This window comes from Rhizobium oryzicola (assembly GCF_030504645.1).
GTDB classification, from domain to species: Bacteria; Pseudomonadota; Alphaproteobacteria; order Rhizobiales; family Rhizobiaceae; genus Neorhizobium; species Neorhizobium oryzicola.
Map to the genome: position 1 here is coordinate 36,385 of NZ_JAUKWQ010000014.1, position 17,318 is coordinate 53,702.

General features: G+C 59.2%; 19 protein-coding genes. 8 read left to right on the forward strand and 11 right to left on the reverse strand.

The window, feature by feature from the left end:
• Positions 1-128 precede the first annotated feature (128 nt).
• Positions 129-1,082 carry a LysR family transcriptional regulator gene (locus tag Q2T52_RS24635; protein ID WP_302079578.1) on the forward strand — a complete coding sequence of 318 codons (954 nt, stop codon included), beginning with the start codon at positions 129-131 and terminating at the stop codon, positions 1,080-1,082.
• Positions 1,083-1,090: 8 nt separating this feature from the next.
• Here Q2T52_RS24635 and Q2T52_RS24640 read toward each other — a convergent pair whose 3' ends face one another.
• Positions 1,091-1,990 (reverse strand): LysR family transcriptional regulator, encoded by a 900-nt coding sequence (locus Q2T52_RS24640; RefSeq protein ID WP_302079579.1) that lies wholly within the window; start codon positions 1,988-1,990, stop codon positions 1,091-1,093.
• Positions 1,991-2,115: 125 nt separating this feature from the next.
• Here Q2T52_RS24640 and Q2T52_RS24645 point away from each other — a divergent pair, with 125 nt between their 5' ends.
• From Q2T52_RS24645 to Q2T52_RS24655, 3 genes are all read left to right on the forward strand, one after another.
• Positions 2,116-3,048: a VOC family protein gene (locus tag Q2T52_RS24645; protein WP_302079580.1), complete on the forward strand. Its 933-nt coding sequence runs from the start codon at positions 2,116-2,118 to the stop codon at positions 3,046-3,048.
• Positions 3,049-3,075: 27 nt separating this feature from the next.
• Entirely contained in the window at positions 3,076-3,678 is a 603-nt protein-coding gene (locus Q2T52_RS24650) for an alpha/beta hydrolase (protein ID WP_302079581.1), read from the forward strand.
• Positions 3,679-3,766: 88 nt separating this feature from the next.
• Entirely contained in the window at positions 3,767-4,468 is a 702-nt protein-coding gene (locus Q2T52_RS24655; RefSeq protein WP_302079582.1) for a pirin family protein, read from the forward strand.
• Positions 4,469-4,535: 67 nt separating this feature from the next.
• On the opposite strand, the gene Q2T52_RS24660 is transcribed toward Q2T52_RS24655, so the two are convergent.
• On the reverse strand, positions 4,536-5,729 hold the full coding sequence (locus Q2T52_RS24660) for an MFS transporter (RefSeq protein ID WP_302079583.1): 1,194 nt from the start codon (positions 5,727-5,729) through the stop codon (positions 4,536-4,538).
• A 101-nt stretch (positions 5,730-5,830) separates the two neighbouring features.
• Here Q2T52_RS24660 and Q2T52_RS24665 point away from each other — a divergent pair, with 101 nt between their 5' ends.
• Entirely contained in the window at positions 5,831-6,715 is an 885-nt protein-coding gene (locus tag Q2T52_RS24665; RefSeq protein WP_302079584.1) for a LysR family transcriptional regulator, read from the forward strand.
• A 21-nt stretch (positions 6,716-6,736) separates the two neighbouring features.
• On the opposite strand, the gene Q2T52_RS24670 is transcribed toward Q2T52_RS24665, so the two are convergent.
• The gene (locus tag Q2T52_RS24670) at positions 6,737-7,354 is read right to left on the reverse strand and encodes a helix-turn-helix domain-containing protein (RefSeq protein ID WP_302079585.1); all 618 of its coding nucleotides are present in this window, start codon (positions 7,352-7,354) and stop codon (positions 6,737-6,739) included.
• 287 nt (positions 7,355-7,641) lie between these two features.
• Here Q2T52_RS24670 and Q2T52_RS24675 point away from each other — a divergent pair, with 287 nt between their 5' ends.
• On the forward strand, positions 7,642-8,274 hold the full coding sequence (locus tag Q2T52_RS24675; RefSeq protein WP_302079586.1) for a response regulator transcription factor: 633 nt from the start codon (positions 7,642-7,644) through the stop codon (positions 8,272-8,274).
• A gap of 164 nt (positions 8,275-8,438) precedes the next feature.
• Complete coding sequence (locus tag Q2T52_RS24680; protein ID WP_302079587.1) at positions 8,439-8,792, forward strand: response regulator transcription factor; 354 nt, start codon at positions 8,439-8,441, stop codon at positions 8,790-8,792.
• A gap of 22 nt (positions 8,793-8,814) precedes the next feature.
• Here the strand turns inward: Q2T52_RS24680 and Q2T52_RS24685 are convergent, their stop codons facing one another.
• Positions 8,815-9,417: a LysE family translocator gene (locus tag Q2T52_RS24685; RefSeq protein ID WP_302079588.1), complete on the reverse strand. Its 603-nt coding sequence runs from the start codon at positions 9,415-9,417 to the stop codon at positions 8,815-8,817.
• 267 nt (positions 9,418-9,684) lie between these two features.
• Here Q2T52_RS24685 and Q2T52_RS24690 point away from each other — a divergent pair, with 267 nt between their 5' ends.
• Positions 9,685-10,830: a helix-turn-helix transcriptional regulator gene (locus tag Q2T52_RS24690; RefSeq protein ID WP_302079589.1), complete on the forward strand. Its 1,146-nt coding sequence runs from the start codon at positions 9,685-9,687 to the stop codon at positions 10,828-10,830.
• Here Q2T52_RS24690 and Q2T52_RS24695 read toward each other — a convergent pair whose 3' ends face one another.
• The 7 genes from Q2T52_RS24695 to Q2T52_RS24725 all read right to left on the reverse strand — a co-directional run bounded on the left by Q2T52_RS24695 (position 10,831) and on the right by Q2T52_RS24725 (position 17,299).
• Positions 10,831-11,013 carry a hypothetical protein gene (locus Q2T52_RS24695; protein WP_302079590.1) on the reverse strand — a complete coding sequence of 61 codons (183 nt, stop codon included), beginning with the start codon at positions 11,011-11,013 and terminating at the stop codon, positions 10,831-10,833.
• Positions 11,014-11,084: 71 nt separating this feature from the next.
• Positions 11,085-11,780 carry a YoaK family protein gene (locus Q2T52_RS24700; protein WP_302079591.1) on the reverse strand — a complete coding sequence of 232 codons (696 nt, stop codon included), beginning with the start codon at positions 11,778-11,780 and terminating at the stop codon, positions 11,085-11,087.
• An 85-nt stretch (positions 11,781-11,865) separates the two neighbouring features.
• Positions 11,866-13,470, reverse strand: coding sequence for an MFS transporter (locus Q2T52_RS24705; protein WP_302079592.1), 1,605 nt, complete (start codon positions 13,468-13,470; stop codon positions 11,866-11,868).
• A gap of 208 nt (positions 13,471-13,678) precedes the next feature.
• A complete protein-coding gene (locus Q2T52_RS24710; RefSeq protein WP_302079593.1) occupies positions 13,679-14,572 on the reverse strand; it encodes a glyoxalase in 894 nt (297 codons plus the stop codon).
• Positions 14,573-14,632: 60 nt separating this feature from the next.
• Complete coding sequence (locus Q2T52_RS24715) at positions 14,633-15,079, reverse strand: DoxX family protein (RefSeq protein WP_302079594.1); 447 nt, start codon at positions 15,077-15,079, stop codon at positions 14,633-14,635.
• A 9-nt stretch (positions 15,080-15,088) separates the two neighbouring features.
• A complete protein-coding gene (locus Q2T52_RS24720) occupies positions 15,089-16,966 on the reverse strand; it encodes an amidohydrolase (protein WP_302079595.1) in 1,878 nt (625 codons plus the stop codon).
• Between the two features lie 48 nt (positions 16,967-17,014).
• The gene (locus Q2T52_RS24725) at positions 17,015-17,299 is read right to left on the reverse strand and encodes a XapX domain-containing protein (protein WP_302079596.1); all 285 of its coding nucleotides are present in this window, start codon (positions 17,297-17,299) and stop codon (positions 17,015-17,017) included.
• Positions 17,300-17,318 lie beyond the last annotated feature (19 nt).

Genomic DNA, 17,318 nt, shown 5'->3' on the forward strand with positions numbered 1-17,318 from the left:
ACTAAACGGAGGCGGCTTCCAATTTCACACAAACTAATATTATTATTCCCCTAAACTGCACAAGCTATCCAGATTGGACATCTCTGTTCCAAAATTCGGGATAATGTTGCACCGCAATGGAGGATAGGATGGATCAGTTATCGGCAATGCGGGTCTTTGTGCGCGTGGTGGAGGCCGGAAATTTTTCCAAGGCTGCCAGCTCGCTGAAGATGCCGAAGACAACCGTGACCAATCTGGTACAGGGGCTCGAAAGCCATCTTCGGACAAAACTGCTGAACCGCACCACGCGCCGTGTCGTGGTGACCACCGACGGCGCCCTGTACTACGAACGGGCTTCGCGCATTCTCTCGGAACTGGAAGAGTTGGATATCAGCATGTCCAATTCCCAGTCGCAGCCCTCGGGCAAAGTCAGAGTTGCGGTTGCCGGCGCGTTTGCGGACCTCATCATCATCCCGTCGCTCTGCGACTTTCACCAACGCTATCCGCAAATCCAGCTTGAGTTCGATATCGGCGATCGGGTGGTTGATTACGTGGCCGAAAATGTTGACTGCGCCTTGCGTGCAGGAACACCGGGCGACCAGTCAATGGTCGCGCGAAAAGTTGGCGAAATGTACCTGCGGACCTATGCCTCGCCAGCCTATCTGGCACGGACATCCATGCCTCGGCATCCGCTGGACCTTGAGCAGGGGCATACGTGCATCGGTTACATGAAGGCCGCCCATGCGGGTCGCGTCCTGCCGATGGAATTTCGAAAGGGCGACGAGGTGATCAACGTCGAACCGGACTATGCCATATCCGTCAATGAGGCGCGCAGCTATGTCGCCGCAGCCGTGGCGGGCATCGGTATCGCCCAAGCCGTTTCGTTCATGGTGAGGGATGCCGTCGAGCGCGGTGAGCTTGTGGAAGTGCTGCCCGATTGGCCGCGCGAGCCTTTTCCGCTTTACATCGTCTATCCGCAAAACCGCCATCTCAGCAACAAGGTGCGTGTGTTTGTAGACTGGCTGGCAAGACGCCTGCAGGAGGTCGAGCGGGCTGACGCCAACCTTGTGCCAAGGCCGAAGCCTGAGTTGATCGCCGTTTGAGCCAGCGATCAGACGGGGCGGACGCGCGTGACATAATCTTCGAAGAACCCGGAAAAACGCGCCACCCGCCCCGGCAGCCGATCATAGGGCGGGTAGTAGAGCGTCAGCCAAAGCTGCGGTGGTTCCCAATCGGGCAACACCTGAACAAGACGCTCCTCCTTCAACGCATCCTCCACGATGAAATGGGGCAGAAGCGCCACCCCCTGCCCGTTTTCAGCAAGCCGCGCGACCAGATCCCCATTGTTTCCGACAAGCGCCTGCCCGGCCCGCAAACGACGGGCCTTTCCGCCGCTGGAAAGTTCCCAGGTTTCCGCAAGCGCTTCGGCATCGAAGCCGATGCAGCGGGCGGGATCGAGATCGTCAGGTGTCTCCGGCTTGCCAAACCGTGCGATATAGCCGGGGGCTGCCACCAATAGGCGACGAACCGGACAGATCTTGCGCCAGATCGTGGACTTGTCACTCGGCGGCGTGGAAATGCGGATGGCAAGATCGAACCCGCCTGCGACGATGTCGATGAACTGATCCGTCAGCGTCAGCGAAATGGCGGCGTTCGGATGCTCCACGCGAAAGCCTGTCATCACATCCGGCAGGATCTGCTGTCCGAGCGAGAGTGGCGCATTGAGCCGGATCAGGCCGCTCGTCTCCCCCTGTTGCTCACGCAACTCCTCCGCCGCCAGATCGAACTCCTTCACCAGAGGCGCCACCCTTGCCGCATAGACCGCACCGGCAGAGGTAAGCGTCACCAGCCTTGTGGTGCGCAAAAGAAGCTGCACGCCAAGGCGCTCTTCCAGAGCGCCCACAGCGCGTGTCACCGTCGGCGGCGTCAGCGACAGCTGCCGCGCCGCTGCAACGAAGCTGCGCTGGCGGGCAACCTCCAGGAAAATGCGGATGTCGATCAAATCAGGCATGCTGCGATAATTGCCAAAAATGAAACAATGTCCAACATATTATTGCTATTCTGTTTTGCCCTGCCTTGCATCATCTTCTGCTCAACGAACCGGGCAGACGCACGGTGAACAGAAGGAAGACAGCCATGCTAAAACAGATCAAGGGACTTCATCACGTCACATCGTTGGCCGCAGACGCGCAGACAAACAGCGACTTTTTCACGAAGACGCTCGGCCTGCGCCGCGTCAAGAAGACCGTCAACTTCGATGCACCGGAAGTCTACCACCTCTACTATGGCGACGAGGTCGGCACACCCGGTTCCGTCATGACCTATTTCCCCTTCCCGCATATTACGGCGGGCCAAGCGGGTGCCGGCGAAGTGGGCGAAACCTATTTTGCGGTTCCCAAGGGCTCGCTGCCCTACTGGAAGGAACGCCTTGCCAAGCTTGGCGTCGGTGGTTTGACCGAGCACGAAGTGTTCGGTGAAAAGCGCCTGCGCTTCCATGGCCCAGACAAGGATGCCTTCTCGCTGGTCGAAGTCGATGGCGATGGCCGCCAGGGCTGGACCAAGGCCGGCATCGGCAGCGCCGAAGCCATCCATGGCTTCCAGGGCGCCAGCCTTCGCCTTCGTGATCCCGGTGCCACCCGTGAACTTCTGGGCTTCATGGGCTACCAGGAAGTGGACAAGAAGGATGAATGGTCGCGATTTGCCATTCCCGGCGGCAATGGTGCCGATGTGATCGATATCGAAACGCTGCCGCAGGCGGGCTATGCCCACCAGGGCGCTGGCTCGGTCCACCACATCGCCTTCGCTGTTGAGAACCGCGCTGCCCAGCTGGAAGTGCGCCAGGCGCTGATGGATACCGGCTATCAGGTAACCCCGGTCATCGACCGCGACTACTTCTGGGCGATCTATTTCCGCACGCCGGGCGGCGTGCTGTTCGAAATCGCCACCAATGAACCGGGTTTCGACCGTGACGAAGACACCGCGCATCTGGGTGAAAGCCTGAAGCTGCCGAGCCGTTACGAACCCTTCCGTGACCAGATCAACGGTCTGCTGCTGCCGATCAAGGATTGACCGGAACGCCGGCCGAGGAGAACGACCATGAGCCTGAATGCTTATCATGCCCTGACCAAAACACCCGCCGAGGGTCAGCCGATCATCTTCACCTTCCACGGCACGGGTGGTGACGAACACCAGTTCTCAAAGCTTGCGGAACAGATCCGGCCGGAAGCGGGACTCGTTTCCCCGCGTGGGGATGTCTCGGAAGGCGGCGCGTTGCGCTTCTTCCGCCGCACCGGCGAAGGTGTCTATGACATGGCGGATCTGGAGCAGCGCACAGAAAAGATGGCCGGCTTCATCGCCGCCCATCGCGCCGCCAACCCCGGTCATCCGGTTTACGCGCTCGGCTATTCCAACGGCGCGAACATTCTGGCGGCCGTCCTGTTAAAGCATCCGGAACTGGTAGACCGCGCAGCGCTGCTGCACCCGCTCATCCCATGGACACCAGCAGACAATGCAGGCCTCAAGGGCAAGCCAGTCCTCGTAACCGCCGGTCAGAGAGACCCGATCTGCCCGCTTCCGCTCACGGATGGCCTGATCGGCTATCTGGAAAGCCAGGGCGCTGACGTGACCAAGACGATTCACAGCGGCGGACATGAGCTGAGGACGGAAGAGCTTCATGCTCTGCAGGCCTTCCTCTCATGACCCAGAGCCGGCGGGACGACAGGATTCCCGCCGGCTCCCTTTAGGAGCGCCCAACCGGCATGGACCGGAAAGAGGCCAGGAGGTTACCATGATCCTTATTCACGACGGCATGAGCCGCGGCCATACCAATACCGGCTGGCTGAACAGCTATCACACCTTCTCCTTTGGTTCGTTCCAGGACCCGACCCGGATGGGCTATGGGCCGCTCAGGGTGATCAACGAGGACCGGATCGTTCCGGGATCCGGCTTCTCCGAACATGCCCACGCCGAGATGGATATCCTGACACTCGTTCTCTCCGGCAAGCTCACGCACAAGGATACGCTGGGCAATATTGCGACGATTGCGCCTGGCGAAGCTCAGTTGATGTATGCCGGCAACGGCATCCGCCATTCCGAGATGAATGCCTCGGGCGACGAGCCCGCGCATTTCCTACAGATCTGGCTGATCCCTGATCGCCAAGGCGGCGAGGCACGCTATCAGCAGGTTGCCCTGCCCTCCCCGGAAGCTTCGCGCAACTGGACTGTGTTGGCCAGCGGCCAGGATGAACAGGCCCCGCTTCGGCTTAACTCTGACAGCCGCGTGCTGATCGCCAACCCACTGGACGGAATGTCGACCTCCGTTCCGACCAAGCCCGGGCGCCTCACCTTCCTGCACATCGTCGAAGGATTGGCTCTCTTCGACGGTGAGCGACTGACGTCCGGGGATGGTTTGCAGATCACCAACGAACAGGCGCCCGACCTGACCTGGATCACGGATGGGCAGGCGCTTCTGTTCGACATGCCCCAATGAAAATCGACCGGTCGCGCAAGGCGCGACCGGTCGATTTCATAAGTGCGTATTGCGTTCATCAGCGGCATCACGCAGCCTTGCGACCTCCCCAGAGCTTGATCACCACGCCAACGCCTGCGAGCACCAGGCCGAGGACGCTCACGAAGCTCCAGCCGCCGTGAAGCCAGGCGAAGGTGGCAGCAGCAGAGCCAAACGCACCGCCCAGGAACATGGCCGTCATGAAGATCGTGTTCAGCCGGCTGCGGGCTTCGGGATCAAGGGCGTAGACAATATGCTGGTTGGAGACGAGCGCGCTCTGAATGCCGAAGTCCAGAACGATGACGCCAATCACCAACGCTGCGATTGAGGGCCAGAACCCGAAGATAAGCCAGGCCACCATCGCAAGAACCGCACCGAGTCGCACCACAAAATGTGGTCCCTGGCGATCGGCCAACCGCCCTGCAAGCGGAGCCGCAAACACGCCCACCGCGCCAACGATGCCGAACAGCCCGGCCACCTGCGCACCAAGGCCAAAGGCAGGCTCCTGCAAGTGAAGCGCAAGAATGGTCCAGAAGCTGGTGAAAGAGGCAAACAGGGCGGCCTGCATCAATGCTGCCGTTCTGAGTGCCGGTTCCCGCACCCAGAGATGCGCGAGCGACGCAATGGCGCGATGATACTGCATCCGCGACGTCGGACGGTGCTCGGGCAAGGACACATACATGGCAATGGCGGCGGCCAAAGCGAGCGGCACGCCGATCCAGAACATCTCCCGCCAGCCGGCATGTTCGCCCACGAAGCCGGATAATGTTCGGCTGAACAGGATGCCGGACAAAACGCCAGCCATGACAGTACCGATGGTGGCGCCGCGTTTTTCCGGTGTCGCAAGTGTCGCGGCGAAGGGGACGATCTGTTGCGCGACGGTAGACGCCGCCCCGACCAGGAGGGATGCGAAGATCAGTGTCCAGGCCGACGGAGCAACAGCCGCCAGTACAAGGGCCGCGGCTAGCACCACGAACTGAACGACGATCAGGCGACGGCGGTGAAGGAGATCGCCCAGCGGCAAAAGCAGGAAGAGGCCTACCGCGTAGCCCAACTGTGTCGCCGTGGAAATGAGGCCCGCCGCAGAGTGTTCTCCGAACTCCGCCTCGATCAGCCCCAGCATGGGCTGGTTGTAATAGATATTCGCCACGGCAATGCCTGCTGCGGCAGCCATTGCCAGAAGCTGAATGCCGCCTACTCCCGTACCGGCATGTGCGTGTACATGTGAAGTTACGGTCGTCATGGACGTTACCTTTCGATTGATTGCCGGGAAGGATGTAGCATTGTATCGCCAGATGCATTAGATACTGATATTGTTCAGTCAGTTATGCAGAAAGTGATATAATGGAGACGGATGATGTCAGGGTATTCGTGACGGCAGCGAGCGCCGGAAGCCTTTCCGCTGCAGCGCGCCGTCTCGGCCTCACCCCCATGACGGCAACCCGGCGCCTGGCGTCGCTGGAGGCCGCACTCAACGTGCGCCTGATGCAGAGGACGACCCGCTCGCTATCATTGACGCCGGAGGGAGAGGCCTTTCTTCCCTACGCACAGGCCATGGTCGAGAATAGCGAACTTGCTCTTGCCCATCTGCATGACGGAGAAGGCCACGCCTCCGGCCTGTTGCGTGTCTCCGTTCCCATCGCGTTCGGGCGCAAATTTGTGGCGCCGATCGTGCCGGCTCTGCTGGAGAAAAACCCGAAGCTGCGCATCACGCTCGACATGAACGACGCCCTGCCGGACCTTGTCGCGACCGGTATGGATCTCGCCATCCGGATTGCACGATTGAGAGACAACCAGCTGATTGCCCAGAAGCTGGCAGACAATCCGCGCTTCCTGGTCGCATCGCCGGATTATCTGCAGCGGCGGGGCACGCCACAAACCACGCAGGATATTGTGAACCACGATTGCCTGCCACTTTCCAATGCAACCCACTGGACCTTTCAGGGCGAAAGCGGAGAGCGTCTTGCCCGGCTGAACGTAAGATTCTCAGCGAGCAGCATCGAAGGTTGTCATGCAGCATGCCTTGCTGGTGGCGGAATAGCCCTCCTCTCCCATTGGAACATTGCAGAAGATATCCGCTTAGGTCGTCTGGTACCTATTCAACTTGAAGACGCCTCGCCTGAAACGCTCGCAATATGGGCCGTCTACCCAACAACCCGGCTGGTGCTTCCGAAAGTCCGTGTGTTCATCGCCTCGCTCCGGGAAGCGCTCCATGGAGACAAGTCGTGAGCAGGTGAAGACATCTCGGCTTCACCCAACGGAGAGGACTTGGACCGGACCCCATGGATGCAATCTGAGGGACGTCTGGGGCGGATTACCGTGGTAACGCCGCCACATACTTGGTGTCACCCCCGTCAATTTGCGGAACACGCGGGAAAGATGGGCCTGATCTGAAAGGCCGCAATCAAGCGCGATCTGGCAAAGCGGAGCATCGCTTGTCAGCATCAGATGTTTGGCATGCGCAACGCGGCGGCTCAGCACATAGGCATGCGGCGATGTGCCGAAAGTCACTTTGAATGCCGCTGAGAAATAGCTCGTGCTGAGTTTCACCAGCTTCGCCAGTTCATCCAGCGTGATGGTATGGGAAATACGCTCTTCCACATGGGCACGCAGACGATTTGCCTGCCAGGGTGCCAGCCCCCCGCTGCTATTCGTGAGAAGTCGTAACGGCTTTTCCGTGCGGGGCTTCAGGAGCGCCGAAACAAGCTTCATGCACTCCAGTGCTGTTTCCTGGTCGCGGTCAATGAAATGCACCGCTTTCGACAGCAACTCGGAGATTTCGCAGGAAGCGGATTCTTCAAGCTGGGCAGTTAAGTTTGCAGCATTATGATCGCTGGACTGACGAATATCTGTGGCGAGGCGCAGCATGTTTCGCTCCTTCCGTGCATTCTCAAATTGCCATTTGATAATGAGCGGCTCGCGGAACTTTCGAAATCCTACTGAGATTGCGTTTCGCCAGACTAGGGTTTTGCTGACACATACCGAGGTATAGTTGCAGCCCCAGAACATGCTTAGTAGGTTCGCTCGGTACAGCCATGGTAGCACGCTGGCGAGCGCATGTGCGATGGCACCAACGTCGTAGAGACGCTATTGTCGTGCGCACAGGGTGAGCGTGGAGTGAGGCGCTGCTTCGTTGCCGGGCAGGAAAGTCAGGAATGTCGGAAGCACCGCTGGTTTTGATCGTGGATGACGAGGCACTGGTGCGCCAGGCGCTGAACACTCTGCTGCGGTCCATTGGCTATCGGGTCAAGACCTTTGCTGAGACGCAGGAACTCTACAACGATCCGGAATTGACTGCCGCCGATTGCCTGATACTGGATGTGCGCCTACCCTTCACCAGCGGTCTCGATTTCCAGCGAAAGCTCGTGGAAAAGGGTGTGACCGTTCCGATCATCTTTGTCACTGGCTATGGCGACATCCCCATGTCGGTGCGCGCGATGAAGGCGGGCGCTGCCGATTTTCTATCGAAGCCGTTTCGGGACCAGGATCTTCTGGATGCCGTTGCGTCCGCCACCGAGAAGAGGCGCTCGGCCCGGAGCCACGATAAAACCCAGCAGGAAGTGGCCAAACGCTTCGAGAGCCTTTCCCCGCGCGAGCAGCAGATCATGACCATGGCGACATCCGGCCTGATGAACAAGCAGATCGCAGGCGCACTCGGATTGAGCGAGATCACCGTCAAAATTCATCGCGGTAAGATCACCCGCAAGATGATGGCAAAAACCTTTGCCGATCTGGTGAAGATGGCGGAAGTGCTGGGCCTTTCCATGACGGATCAACGTAACCCGTGATCGCCTTCCCGCCTTTAACCGAAAGATGTTTCCTGCGGCCATACATCCGGCTTCGCTGATAAACCCCTGTATAGTTTGCAGGAAAGGTCGAAGCTGTCATAGTCAATGAAAATGAAGAACCGGCCGGTCCGGAGATTGGTATTGCCCCGGTGCAGACAGCTCATGTGGTATCCATCATTGATGATGAAATGGCGGTTCGCCGTGGCACGAGCAGCCTACTGCGATCCCTCGGCTTCTCAGTAAAGACGTTTGTTTCAGCAGAGGAATTTCTGAGTTCGAATGATATCGCCAAGACCTTCTGCATCGTCTCCGATGTCCAGATGCCAGGCATGAGCGGAATTGATCTCTACGAACATATACGTGCGCAGGATCGCCAAATTCCGTTTATCTTCATCACGGCGTTTTCCGAAACTCTGGTCCGAAGCAGGGTTGGCGGCGAAATCTGTGTGTTGCAAAAACCCTTTGCCGCAGACAAGCTTGTGGAATTTATTCGAAGTGTTGTGCCGGCAGCCGACTAAGGAAGAGCCCTATGCTCTTTCGTCAAACACGAACGGCCGTCGAAATCCCCATGACGATAAACATCGCGCCCGACATCAGGTTCAGACGGGTCAACAGGGTTTCCGGCAACCGCTGCCTAAACAGCCAGGCTGAGCTGCTCATAACCCAATACCACGACAAAGTACCCAGGCAGATACCCATGATGCTCAGGATATGCTCGGCACTTCTGGCAGTGTCGGAGAGAGCGACACTGCCCCCAAAGGCAATATAGGGAAGGATGGTCATGGGGTTGGCGAGTGCCAGAGCCATACCTCGCAAATATACCGAAAGCCTGCCGCCCGTCACATTGACACGCGCTTCAGCAACGCCCCGGCGTAAAATGGTTCGGACGCCAATGAGCAGGAAGACAGTGCCTGACAGGGTGTGAATGAGCGCCTGGTGGCTGACGAGCGAAGCAGCGACAGAGTTTGCCCCTATCATCGCAAGCGTCGCGTAGATTCCGTGCGTTGTCGCAGCCCCCGCCCCACTTGCAAGCCCACACCGGATACCCTGTGAAAGGCTGTGCTCCAGACACATCAGGCTGACCGGGCCGAACGGAATGGCGATGGATAGGCCCAGTATCCACGCCGAAACAAATGCATCCATGCGAATATCCGCGAGCGCTTAGAAATAACACCGTGTAGCCGGTGCTTTAGGCGACCGCTTGCCGGGCCAATGCTGGCCAATGTGTTTCAATAACGCCGGTTTTCGCACTGAATCGTCTCCTGACCGCCGCATCTCCAGGCCTTCAGAAAGACATCAACCATTTTTGGTTCGCATCACCCGAACGGGTAGTATCTTTAAACTTGGAAAAACCATGTTATTTTCCCGCGCGTAAATCTGGACGCAGCTTACATTTCCCGGGAGTTGCTGATGCCCATGTCTGAACGCGAGTTTGAAGAAGTTTCAGGCATGATCGGCTTGGTCTACGAGACTGTTCTCGATCAAAACATGTGGCCGACAGTTCTAGAGCTCATCTGTCAGCATCTAAACGTCAAAGCGTCTCGCATATATTGGCGTGACGCGAGCAACGGACAGGCACAGACGGTGCATTCCTGGGGAATCGAAAACAACTTCATCCGGGACCATAAGGAAAGGTACGTCACCCTCAATCCGCTTTACCCGATCTCGGTTTTCGTCAAACCCGGCCAGATTTTTTCGAGCGGCGACATCATTCCCAATGACGAATTCCGGAAGAGCCGATTCTTCACGGAGTGGGTGGAGCCGCAGGGCTTTTTTGATGCTGCCATCTTCAATATCCAGCGATACCAGGCCACCGCCGCAGCTTTCACTGTCATCACCGGCAGAGACTACGGGTTGGTCGATGAGCGTCTGCGTTCCAAATTGCGGATGCTTGCGCCACATCTTCAACGGGCAGCGCTCATTCGCAGCGAACTGGATGCGACGGCGCAGCATGCCCAGTCGCTTGAGGCCGCCCTTGAGCAGGTGGAAGCTGGCGTATTCATTCTGGATAGCGCTGGACACCCGCTGTGGGCAAACAGGACCGCCAGCAATATTCTGACCCAAGGAAGCCTTCTCCGCGCCGGCGCCGGAGGCCTCAGCCTCATCAGCGCCAAGGCCGACCGAATATTGCGGGAGGGGCTTATTTCCGCCTCCGACCGACCTGAATATATTCTACAACATCGACCAGCCATGATCCGAATGACCGATGCAGAAGGCGTCGAGTGGGTGGCATGCCTGATGCAACTAGGTCAGGAATCGCAGACGCAAGCAGCGTTCGAGCGGGTCGGAAAATCGGCGAGGGCAGCGCTCTTTATTCGCAAGGCAGAGGCGGTGCCGATATCCGGTATAGAGGCCGCAGCGCGATTCTACAGCCTGACGGCCGGTGAAATCCGCGTGCTGCATGTGGCCATGGACATGGATACTGTTGCCGAAATGGCAGAGACGCTCGGCATCTCCCCCAATACGGTCAAGAAACATTTGTCGTCCCTGTTCGGAAAGATGAATGTTTCGCGGCGTGCGGGGCTGATCAAGGCGGTGCTGGCTGCAGGGCCTTGATCAATCCGAGTGACCGGATGCGATCGGATCGCTGGCAGGGAAGGTTTCGCGCAGCGCTTCATCCAGATCGTCATCCTGCTCCTTCTTCGTGGGATGATGAGACGCTGGAAACATGTCGATCGGTTCCGGCAGCATGTCCTTGCCGTCTCTGACGTCCTGCGGTTTGTTTGGGTCGCGGATCATAGTCATCTCCTTGCCAAGGCATGGAAGTAAAGCCCTTCAACGCCACCAAAGCTTGAATGTTTCAGCCGAAATCATGATGCTTTGGCCAAAGCCGGTGTCTGCGCATTTTGCGCCAGAATGGTCATCAGGGACACAAGGGGCGGAATGACGAAGGCCCAGGGCCCGATGAAGGTCACAGCAACAGCCGCCGCCGCACAACCAAGCGCAAAGCAGAGGAGAACGGGCGCAAATCGTTTCAGACGCCCCTTGGCGGCCACAGCGCTCTCACCGGGCGGACCAATCATCAGGTCGCCTATATCGATCATAATCTGGGTCGAGGTCCCGGTCATGATGGTGGAAGGTGGCAGCGTCGATAAGTGCAGTCGATGCGCCGCATTCTGAATCGCCATGGCGGAAACTAGCAGCATGCCCATACTCAGGCTGGGAAGGCTGTCGCCATCGTGGAAAGGGCCATGGACAAGCGTGAGGATGGCAGCGGCCGCCAATAGCGCCAACTTGACCCATAGAAGGGGCAACAGGGCAAGGCGAGCCCGCTTTTCATAAGCCAGCGCGAACAGGCGACTGAACAGGATCACCAGACAGAAGACCGGCAGCGCCAGGAGTTTCGGTACGACACCTGTTGTACCCATGGCAATCGCCGCACCAAGAGTTACGAAATTGCCGGTCACATGGGCCGCGAACAATCCCTGTAGGGCGAGAAAACTGGCCGTATCGACATATCCGCCGTTAAAGCTCAGCAAGAAGGGCAACCAAGCATTCTTGATCATCACAAGCCTCATACCGTCAGCCGGCTTCGTAAGGGGTTTTGGTTTGCGCGCCCGACCACCTGGCCGGGCACCTCAACATTTTCACTCAGCCACCATGCCGGTGGCGCGAATTGACCGCAAGGAAATGCCGGACCACAGGTGGCTGCTGCCCCTTCTGGAACTTGTGCAGTTCAGCCTGCACATCGGCGTCCGCCACCGACACCCGTTTGTGCTGCCGCAAATGCTCCGCCCAGGATTCCACGCAGAACCATTCCACCAGCTTGCCGGGATCAGCCGCGTCCTCCGTGATGCCCCAGCTATAGGCACCGTCGCGGCGGCGCTCGTCGGAAAGCTTCGTGATGGTGCGAATGAACGCTGCACGATCTGCATGGTCGATCATGTATTCAATAAGGATCAAGACCGGGCCACGATCATGTTCGACGGGCTCCGCCGTCAATGGTTCCGGCCAGTGATTTGAGGCGGCAAGGTCAGCCTCGCCCTTGGGCAGCTTGACCCGATGGAAGAGCAACCCGGCGACGAGCAGAGCAACCGCGCCGATGGCAAGGGCCAAGGGTACGCCGGTTGCTTCACCGACAGCCCCCCAGAACAGGCTGCCCGCCGTCATCGCTCCGTTGAAGACGGTGAGATAGACCGCGAGCGAGCGCCCCCGCACCCAGTTGGGCAGGATGGCCTGGGCCACGCCGTTCATCGTCGTGAGCGCCATGATCCAGGCCGCTCCCAGAACGAGCAGCGACACGAGAGCGACCGCCTGCGGTGGCGCCAGAGCGAGTATGCCCATCACGGTCGCCGTCAGAACTGCAGCGATCAGCAGCAGGCCATCGGCATCGACGTGGCGGCGAAGCCGCGGCATCACCACCGCGCCCAGGATGGCACCGGCTCCAACGGCACCAAGCATGACACCGTAAAAGCCGGCATCGCCCTTCAGCACATTGCGGGCAACGAGCGGCAGCAAGGCCCAAACCGAACTGGCACAGCCGAAGAAGACGGCGGCCCGCAAGAGCACGACATGCAGATCTCGGCTCGCCCATGCGTAGCGTAGACCGGCGCGGAAAGCGCCGAAGAATTCTTCAGACAACGCATCCTTCTGATCCTTCGGGCGCTTCCACCACAGCAGTGCCGAGATGACGAAGACATAGGAAATGACATCGACGCCATAGGTGACAGCGGAGCCGAACGAGGCGAGCACCAGACCACCGACGGCGGGGCCGATCGCACGGGAAATATTGATGCCGAGCGAGTTCAGCGCGACGGCGCCTTTGACATCCTGGCGCCCCACAAGTTCCGGCACGATGGCCTGCCAGGTCGGCGCCATGAGCGCGGCGCCGATACCGCCGACGAAGGTGAGCGCGATCAGCGTCTCGATCGTTTGCAATCCTGAGGCCGAGAGAAACAGAAGCGTGGAGCTGACGCAGGCGAGCAGGATCTGGATGGCGATCAGGAATTTGCGCCGATCCAGAATGTCGGACATCACGCCGGCAGGGATCGCGAGTAGAAAGATCGGCAGTGTGCCTGCGGCCTGGATCAACGCCACTGCGGCGGGCGCGGCAGACAGGTCGGTCACAAGCCAGGCGCTCGCGACATCGCGCACGAAGCTGCCAATATTACCGATGATGGTGGCGATCCAGAGAACCAAAAACACCTGCTGACGCAACGGTGCGAAGCTGCTGCCGGAAGAGCCCGCCGCACTCATGACGATACGCCCCGTTCATTGGTCTCGTGATCAAGAGACGTCAGGGGGCCTTGAGATAGCAGGGCCAGTATATGGTCGAGATCGTTCAGCACGAGATGTCTCCTGTCCTTGAGAAAATCCGCCCCGGCCTCGACTATCGAGGTTACGGGGCAGCAGCTCTTGTTCGTTTTCGAGATTTTGGAGAATGGTGCGGCGCTGGCCGCCGCCATCAGGGCTTTACCGAGTGGATCTCCGCCACGTAACCGCCCGGGAATTCCACCATGGCCGACTCTCGCTTGCCGACGGTCTTCGGCTCAACAAGCACGTTGACGGCGTTTGCCTTGGCCTTTTCGAGTGTCGCGGCAAGATCACGCACCTCATAGCCGGTCATTTCGCGGCCATAGGGGAAGGGCAATTGGCCATTGGTCACGAGAACCGCCATGCGCCCATAGACGCTTTCGATATCGATGCGGCGATAGGTTTGCCCCGCCTTGCCAATCTCCTCGCCCGGAGCTTTGCGGTTATCCGCGGTCACCTTCCCCTTGGAGAAAGCGAGCCAATCCCTGACAAAAGTGGAGACAGCATCCGGCGAAACATAGACGCGATTTTCCGGTACGGTTTCAAAGGCAGCATAGTTCGGGGTCTGGGTGTGCCAATAGAGCTGCATGTTGACGCCACCAGGCCACTGTATCACCGCATCACGGCCAATCGGATCATTGAAGCTGTCAACAACGACAGCCGCTCCGGCAGCGCGTGCAGCCTTCAGGGCCTTGTCCATGTCCTTGACCAGATAGCCGGTGCGCTCCGCACCAAAAGGATAGGGAATGGGTGTGCGGAAGCCAAAGAGCGAGACGGTGCCAACGGGCGTCTGCAACAGCTGCGAGCTGGTCAGGCTATCCGTCGGGGTGACATTGACGACCACCTGCTTTGTGCTCTGACCGCCGAACGTGGCAAGGAAGCTCTTGGCGAAAGCATCCACCTTGTCAGGCGCAACATAGACATGGGTCGTGTCATATTGCGGGGCTATACCCACTTGCGGAAGGGCAGCGCCTGCGGCCGATGCCGACAGGGGAGCAAGAGCAACAAAGGTAGATGCGATAAAGGCAAGCGTCGTCAATCGCATGGTTCTCTCCACGTCGTTTGATGGTTCAAAAGCAAGCTTGGTTTTGGTGTCTGTTTTCGTTCACGGCTTTGTCGCGGCCGGGTTGGCGTGGTTCGTAAGATCCTGCAACGCCACGAACAGGAAGGCTCCGGCGAGGCCGACATGCTCGAAAAAGGCATTCATTGCCATGGCTCGACCCATCCCGACCGGCAGCTCCCAGAAACGGAGCGCAATAAAGGTAGCCGCAATGGTGAAAGCACCCAGTGCCAGCGATCCGAGCCAACGGTAGAAGCCGGAAATGACGAGCGCCGACATGGCAAGCTCGAACAGGATCACGCCAACCGCAAACACCGGTGCGGGCGACAGGCCGAAATGCGTCATCTCCCCGATGGCGCCCGGAAAATCGAAGATCTTCGTGAGCGGCCCCTGGATATAGGCCGCGCAGAGCGCGACCAAAGCAAGCGTGCGAAGCGGCGCGGAAGCAGTCAGGCGGGTTATCGAGGCTGGAGTTGTGGTGTGCAATGACATGGTGTTTCCTCACACCGCCCAGCAGGAGCACCCGAGCGCCCCGAAGAATTCCTTGAGGTCATTGATCGGCAGCTTCGAAGTCCAGGCGCCCGCATGGTCATGGCCGTGCACGTTGCAATCATTGGCGCAGCCGCAGGCGCTGATCATCTTTCGGCGCAGCGAGTGTTTGCCTGCCCCTTCCGGCTCGCCCCAGGCGGCATAGCCACCGAAGGTGCGCACCGGCGACCAATCCGGCATGGCTGGCGGAACCGGGTTTTCATCCAGCTTTGCGAAGTCCCCGGCACCGTAGACGATCTTGCCGCCCACCATGGTCAGGTCCGAGGTCAGGAAGGAAATCTCATCTTCCGCGCAGGCGAAGAAGTCCTTGCTGGGCACCACGAGATCCGCGAACTGGCCCTTTTCGATGCGGCCCTTCTTGCCTTCATCGTTGGAGAACCAGGTGACGTTTTCCGTCCACATGCGCAGTGCCGTCTCGCGGTCCAGGCAGTTGCGGCGCGGGTAAAGCTGCATGCCACCCACCGTCTTGCCGGTCACCATCCAGGCCAGCGAGATCCAGGGGTTATAGGAGGCAACGCGGGTTGCGTCGGTGCCTGCCGAAACCTTCACGCCCTTTTCCAGCATGCGTGCAATGGGAGGTGTCGCTTCCGCCGCACCATGGCCGTAACGCTCCACGAAATACTCGCCCTGATAAGCCATGCGATGCTGGACGGCGATGCCGCCGCCAAGCGCCGCGATGCGATCGATGGACTGGTCGGAGATGGTTTCCGCGTGGTCGAAGAACCAGTTCAGGCCCTCAAGCGGCGTATCCTGATTGACCTTTTCGAACACGTCGAGTGCGCGCGAAATCGTCTCGTCATAGGTGGCATGCAGACGCCAGGGCCAGCGGTTCTGCGCCAGAATGCGAACCACTTCTTCCAACTCCCCTTCCATTTCCGGAGGCATGTCCGGGCGCGGTTGGCGGAAGTCCTCGAAATCGGCGGCCGAGAAGACGAGCATTTCCCCAGCACCATTATGGCGGAAATAGTCGTTGCCCTGCTTGTATTTGACCGAGGAGGTCCAGTTGAGGAAGTCGTCCTTTTCCTGCTTCGCCTTCTGGGTAAAGAGGTTATAGGCAAGTCGCACTGTCAGCTGGTTCTCGTCCGACAGCATCTGAATGACCGCATAATCATCCGGGTAATTCTGGAAGCCGCCGCCGGCATCGATCACGCCGGTAACGCCCAGCCGGTTCAGCTCGCGCATGAAATGGCGCGTGGAATTGACCTGGTAGTCGAAGGGAAGCTTCGGCCCCTTGGCAAGCGTTGCATAGAGAATGCCGGCATTTGGCTTGGCGAGAAGCAGGCCCGTCGGATTGCCATTGGCGTCGCGGGTAATTTCGCCGCCCGGCGGGTTGGGCGTATCCTTGGTATAGCCGACAGCGCGCAGAGCCGCGCCGTTCAGCAGCGCCCGGTCATAGAGATGCAGCAGGAAGACCGGCGTATCCGGCGCAATCGCATTGATCTCATCAATGGTAGGCAGCCGCTTTTCGACGAACTGATGCTCTGTGAAGCCACCAACAACGCGCACCCATTGCGGCGCGGGCGTCACCGCCACCTGCCGCTTCAGCATGTTCATGGCGTCGGCCAGGCTGCGCACGCCATCCCAGCGCAGCTCCATATTGAAGTTGAGGCCGCCGCGAACAACGTGCGTGTGATTGTCTATCAGGCCGGGCAGCACGCGCTTGCCCTTGAGGTCGACGATCTTCGTATCCGGACCCGCGTGGGCCATGATGTCTGCATCGTGGCCGACGGCTAAAAACTTCCCGTCCTTGATGGCAACGGCGGATGCCGTCGGGTTCGTCCGGTCCAGGGTGGTGATGAGGCCGTGGTGAAGAATGAGATCGGCATGCATCCGCGAGATCCTCGAAAAACTGTGGTGACGTAAGGATGGCAACCGGCCTCAGCCGGTGGCCTTTTCCGACGTTGCGTCCTGCCGCGCCGGCGGCGTGGTGGCCTTGGGCAGGTCGCCAAAGACATGCGGCTTGACCTGATGATGCAGCCAGGACGTGGTGACGGAGTCGCCCTTGATAATCGTCTTGGCAAAGGGAATGAGCTGTTCACCGATGAGAATGCCGAGCAGGCCAACAAGCGCGACCATGGGTGGCGCGGGCGAGCGGACATTCAGAAGGCTGTAGATGATGCCGACCAGCAGACCGGCGGCAAGCGAAATGAGATAGATCTTCATCGCGGTATCCTCAGAGGAT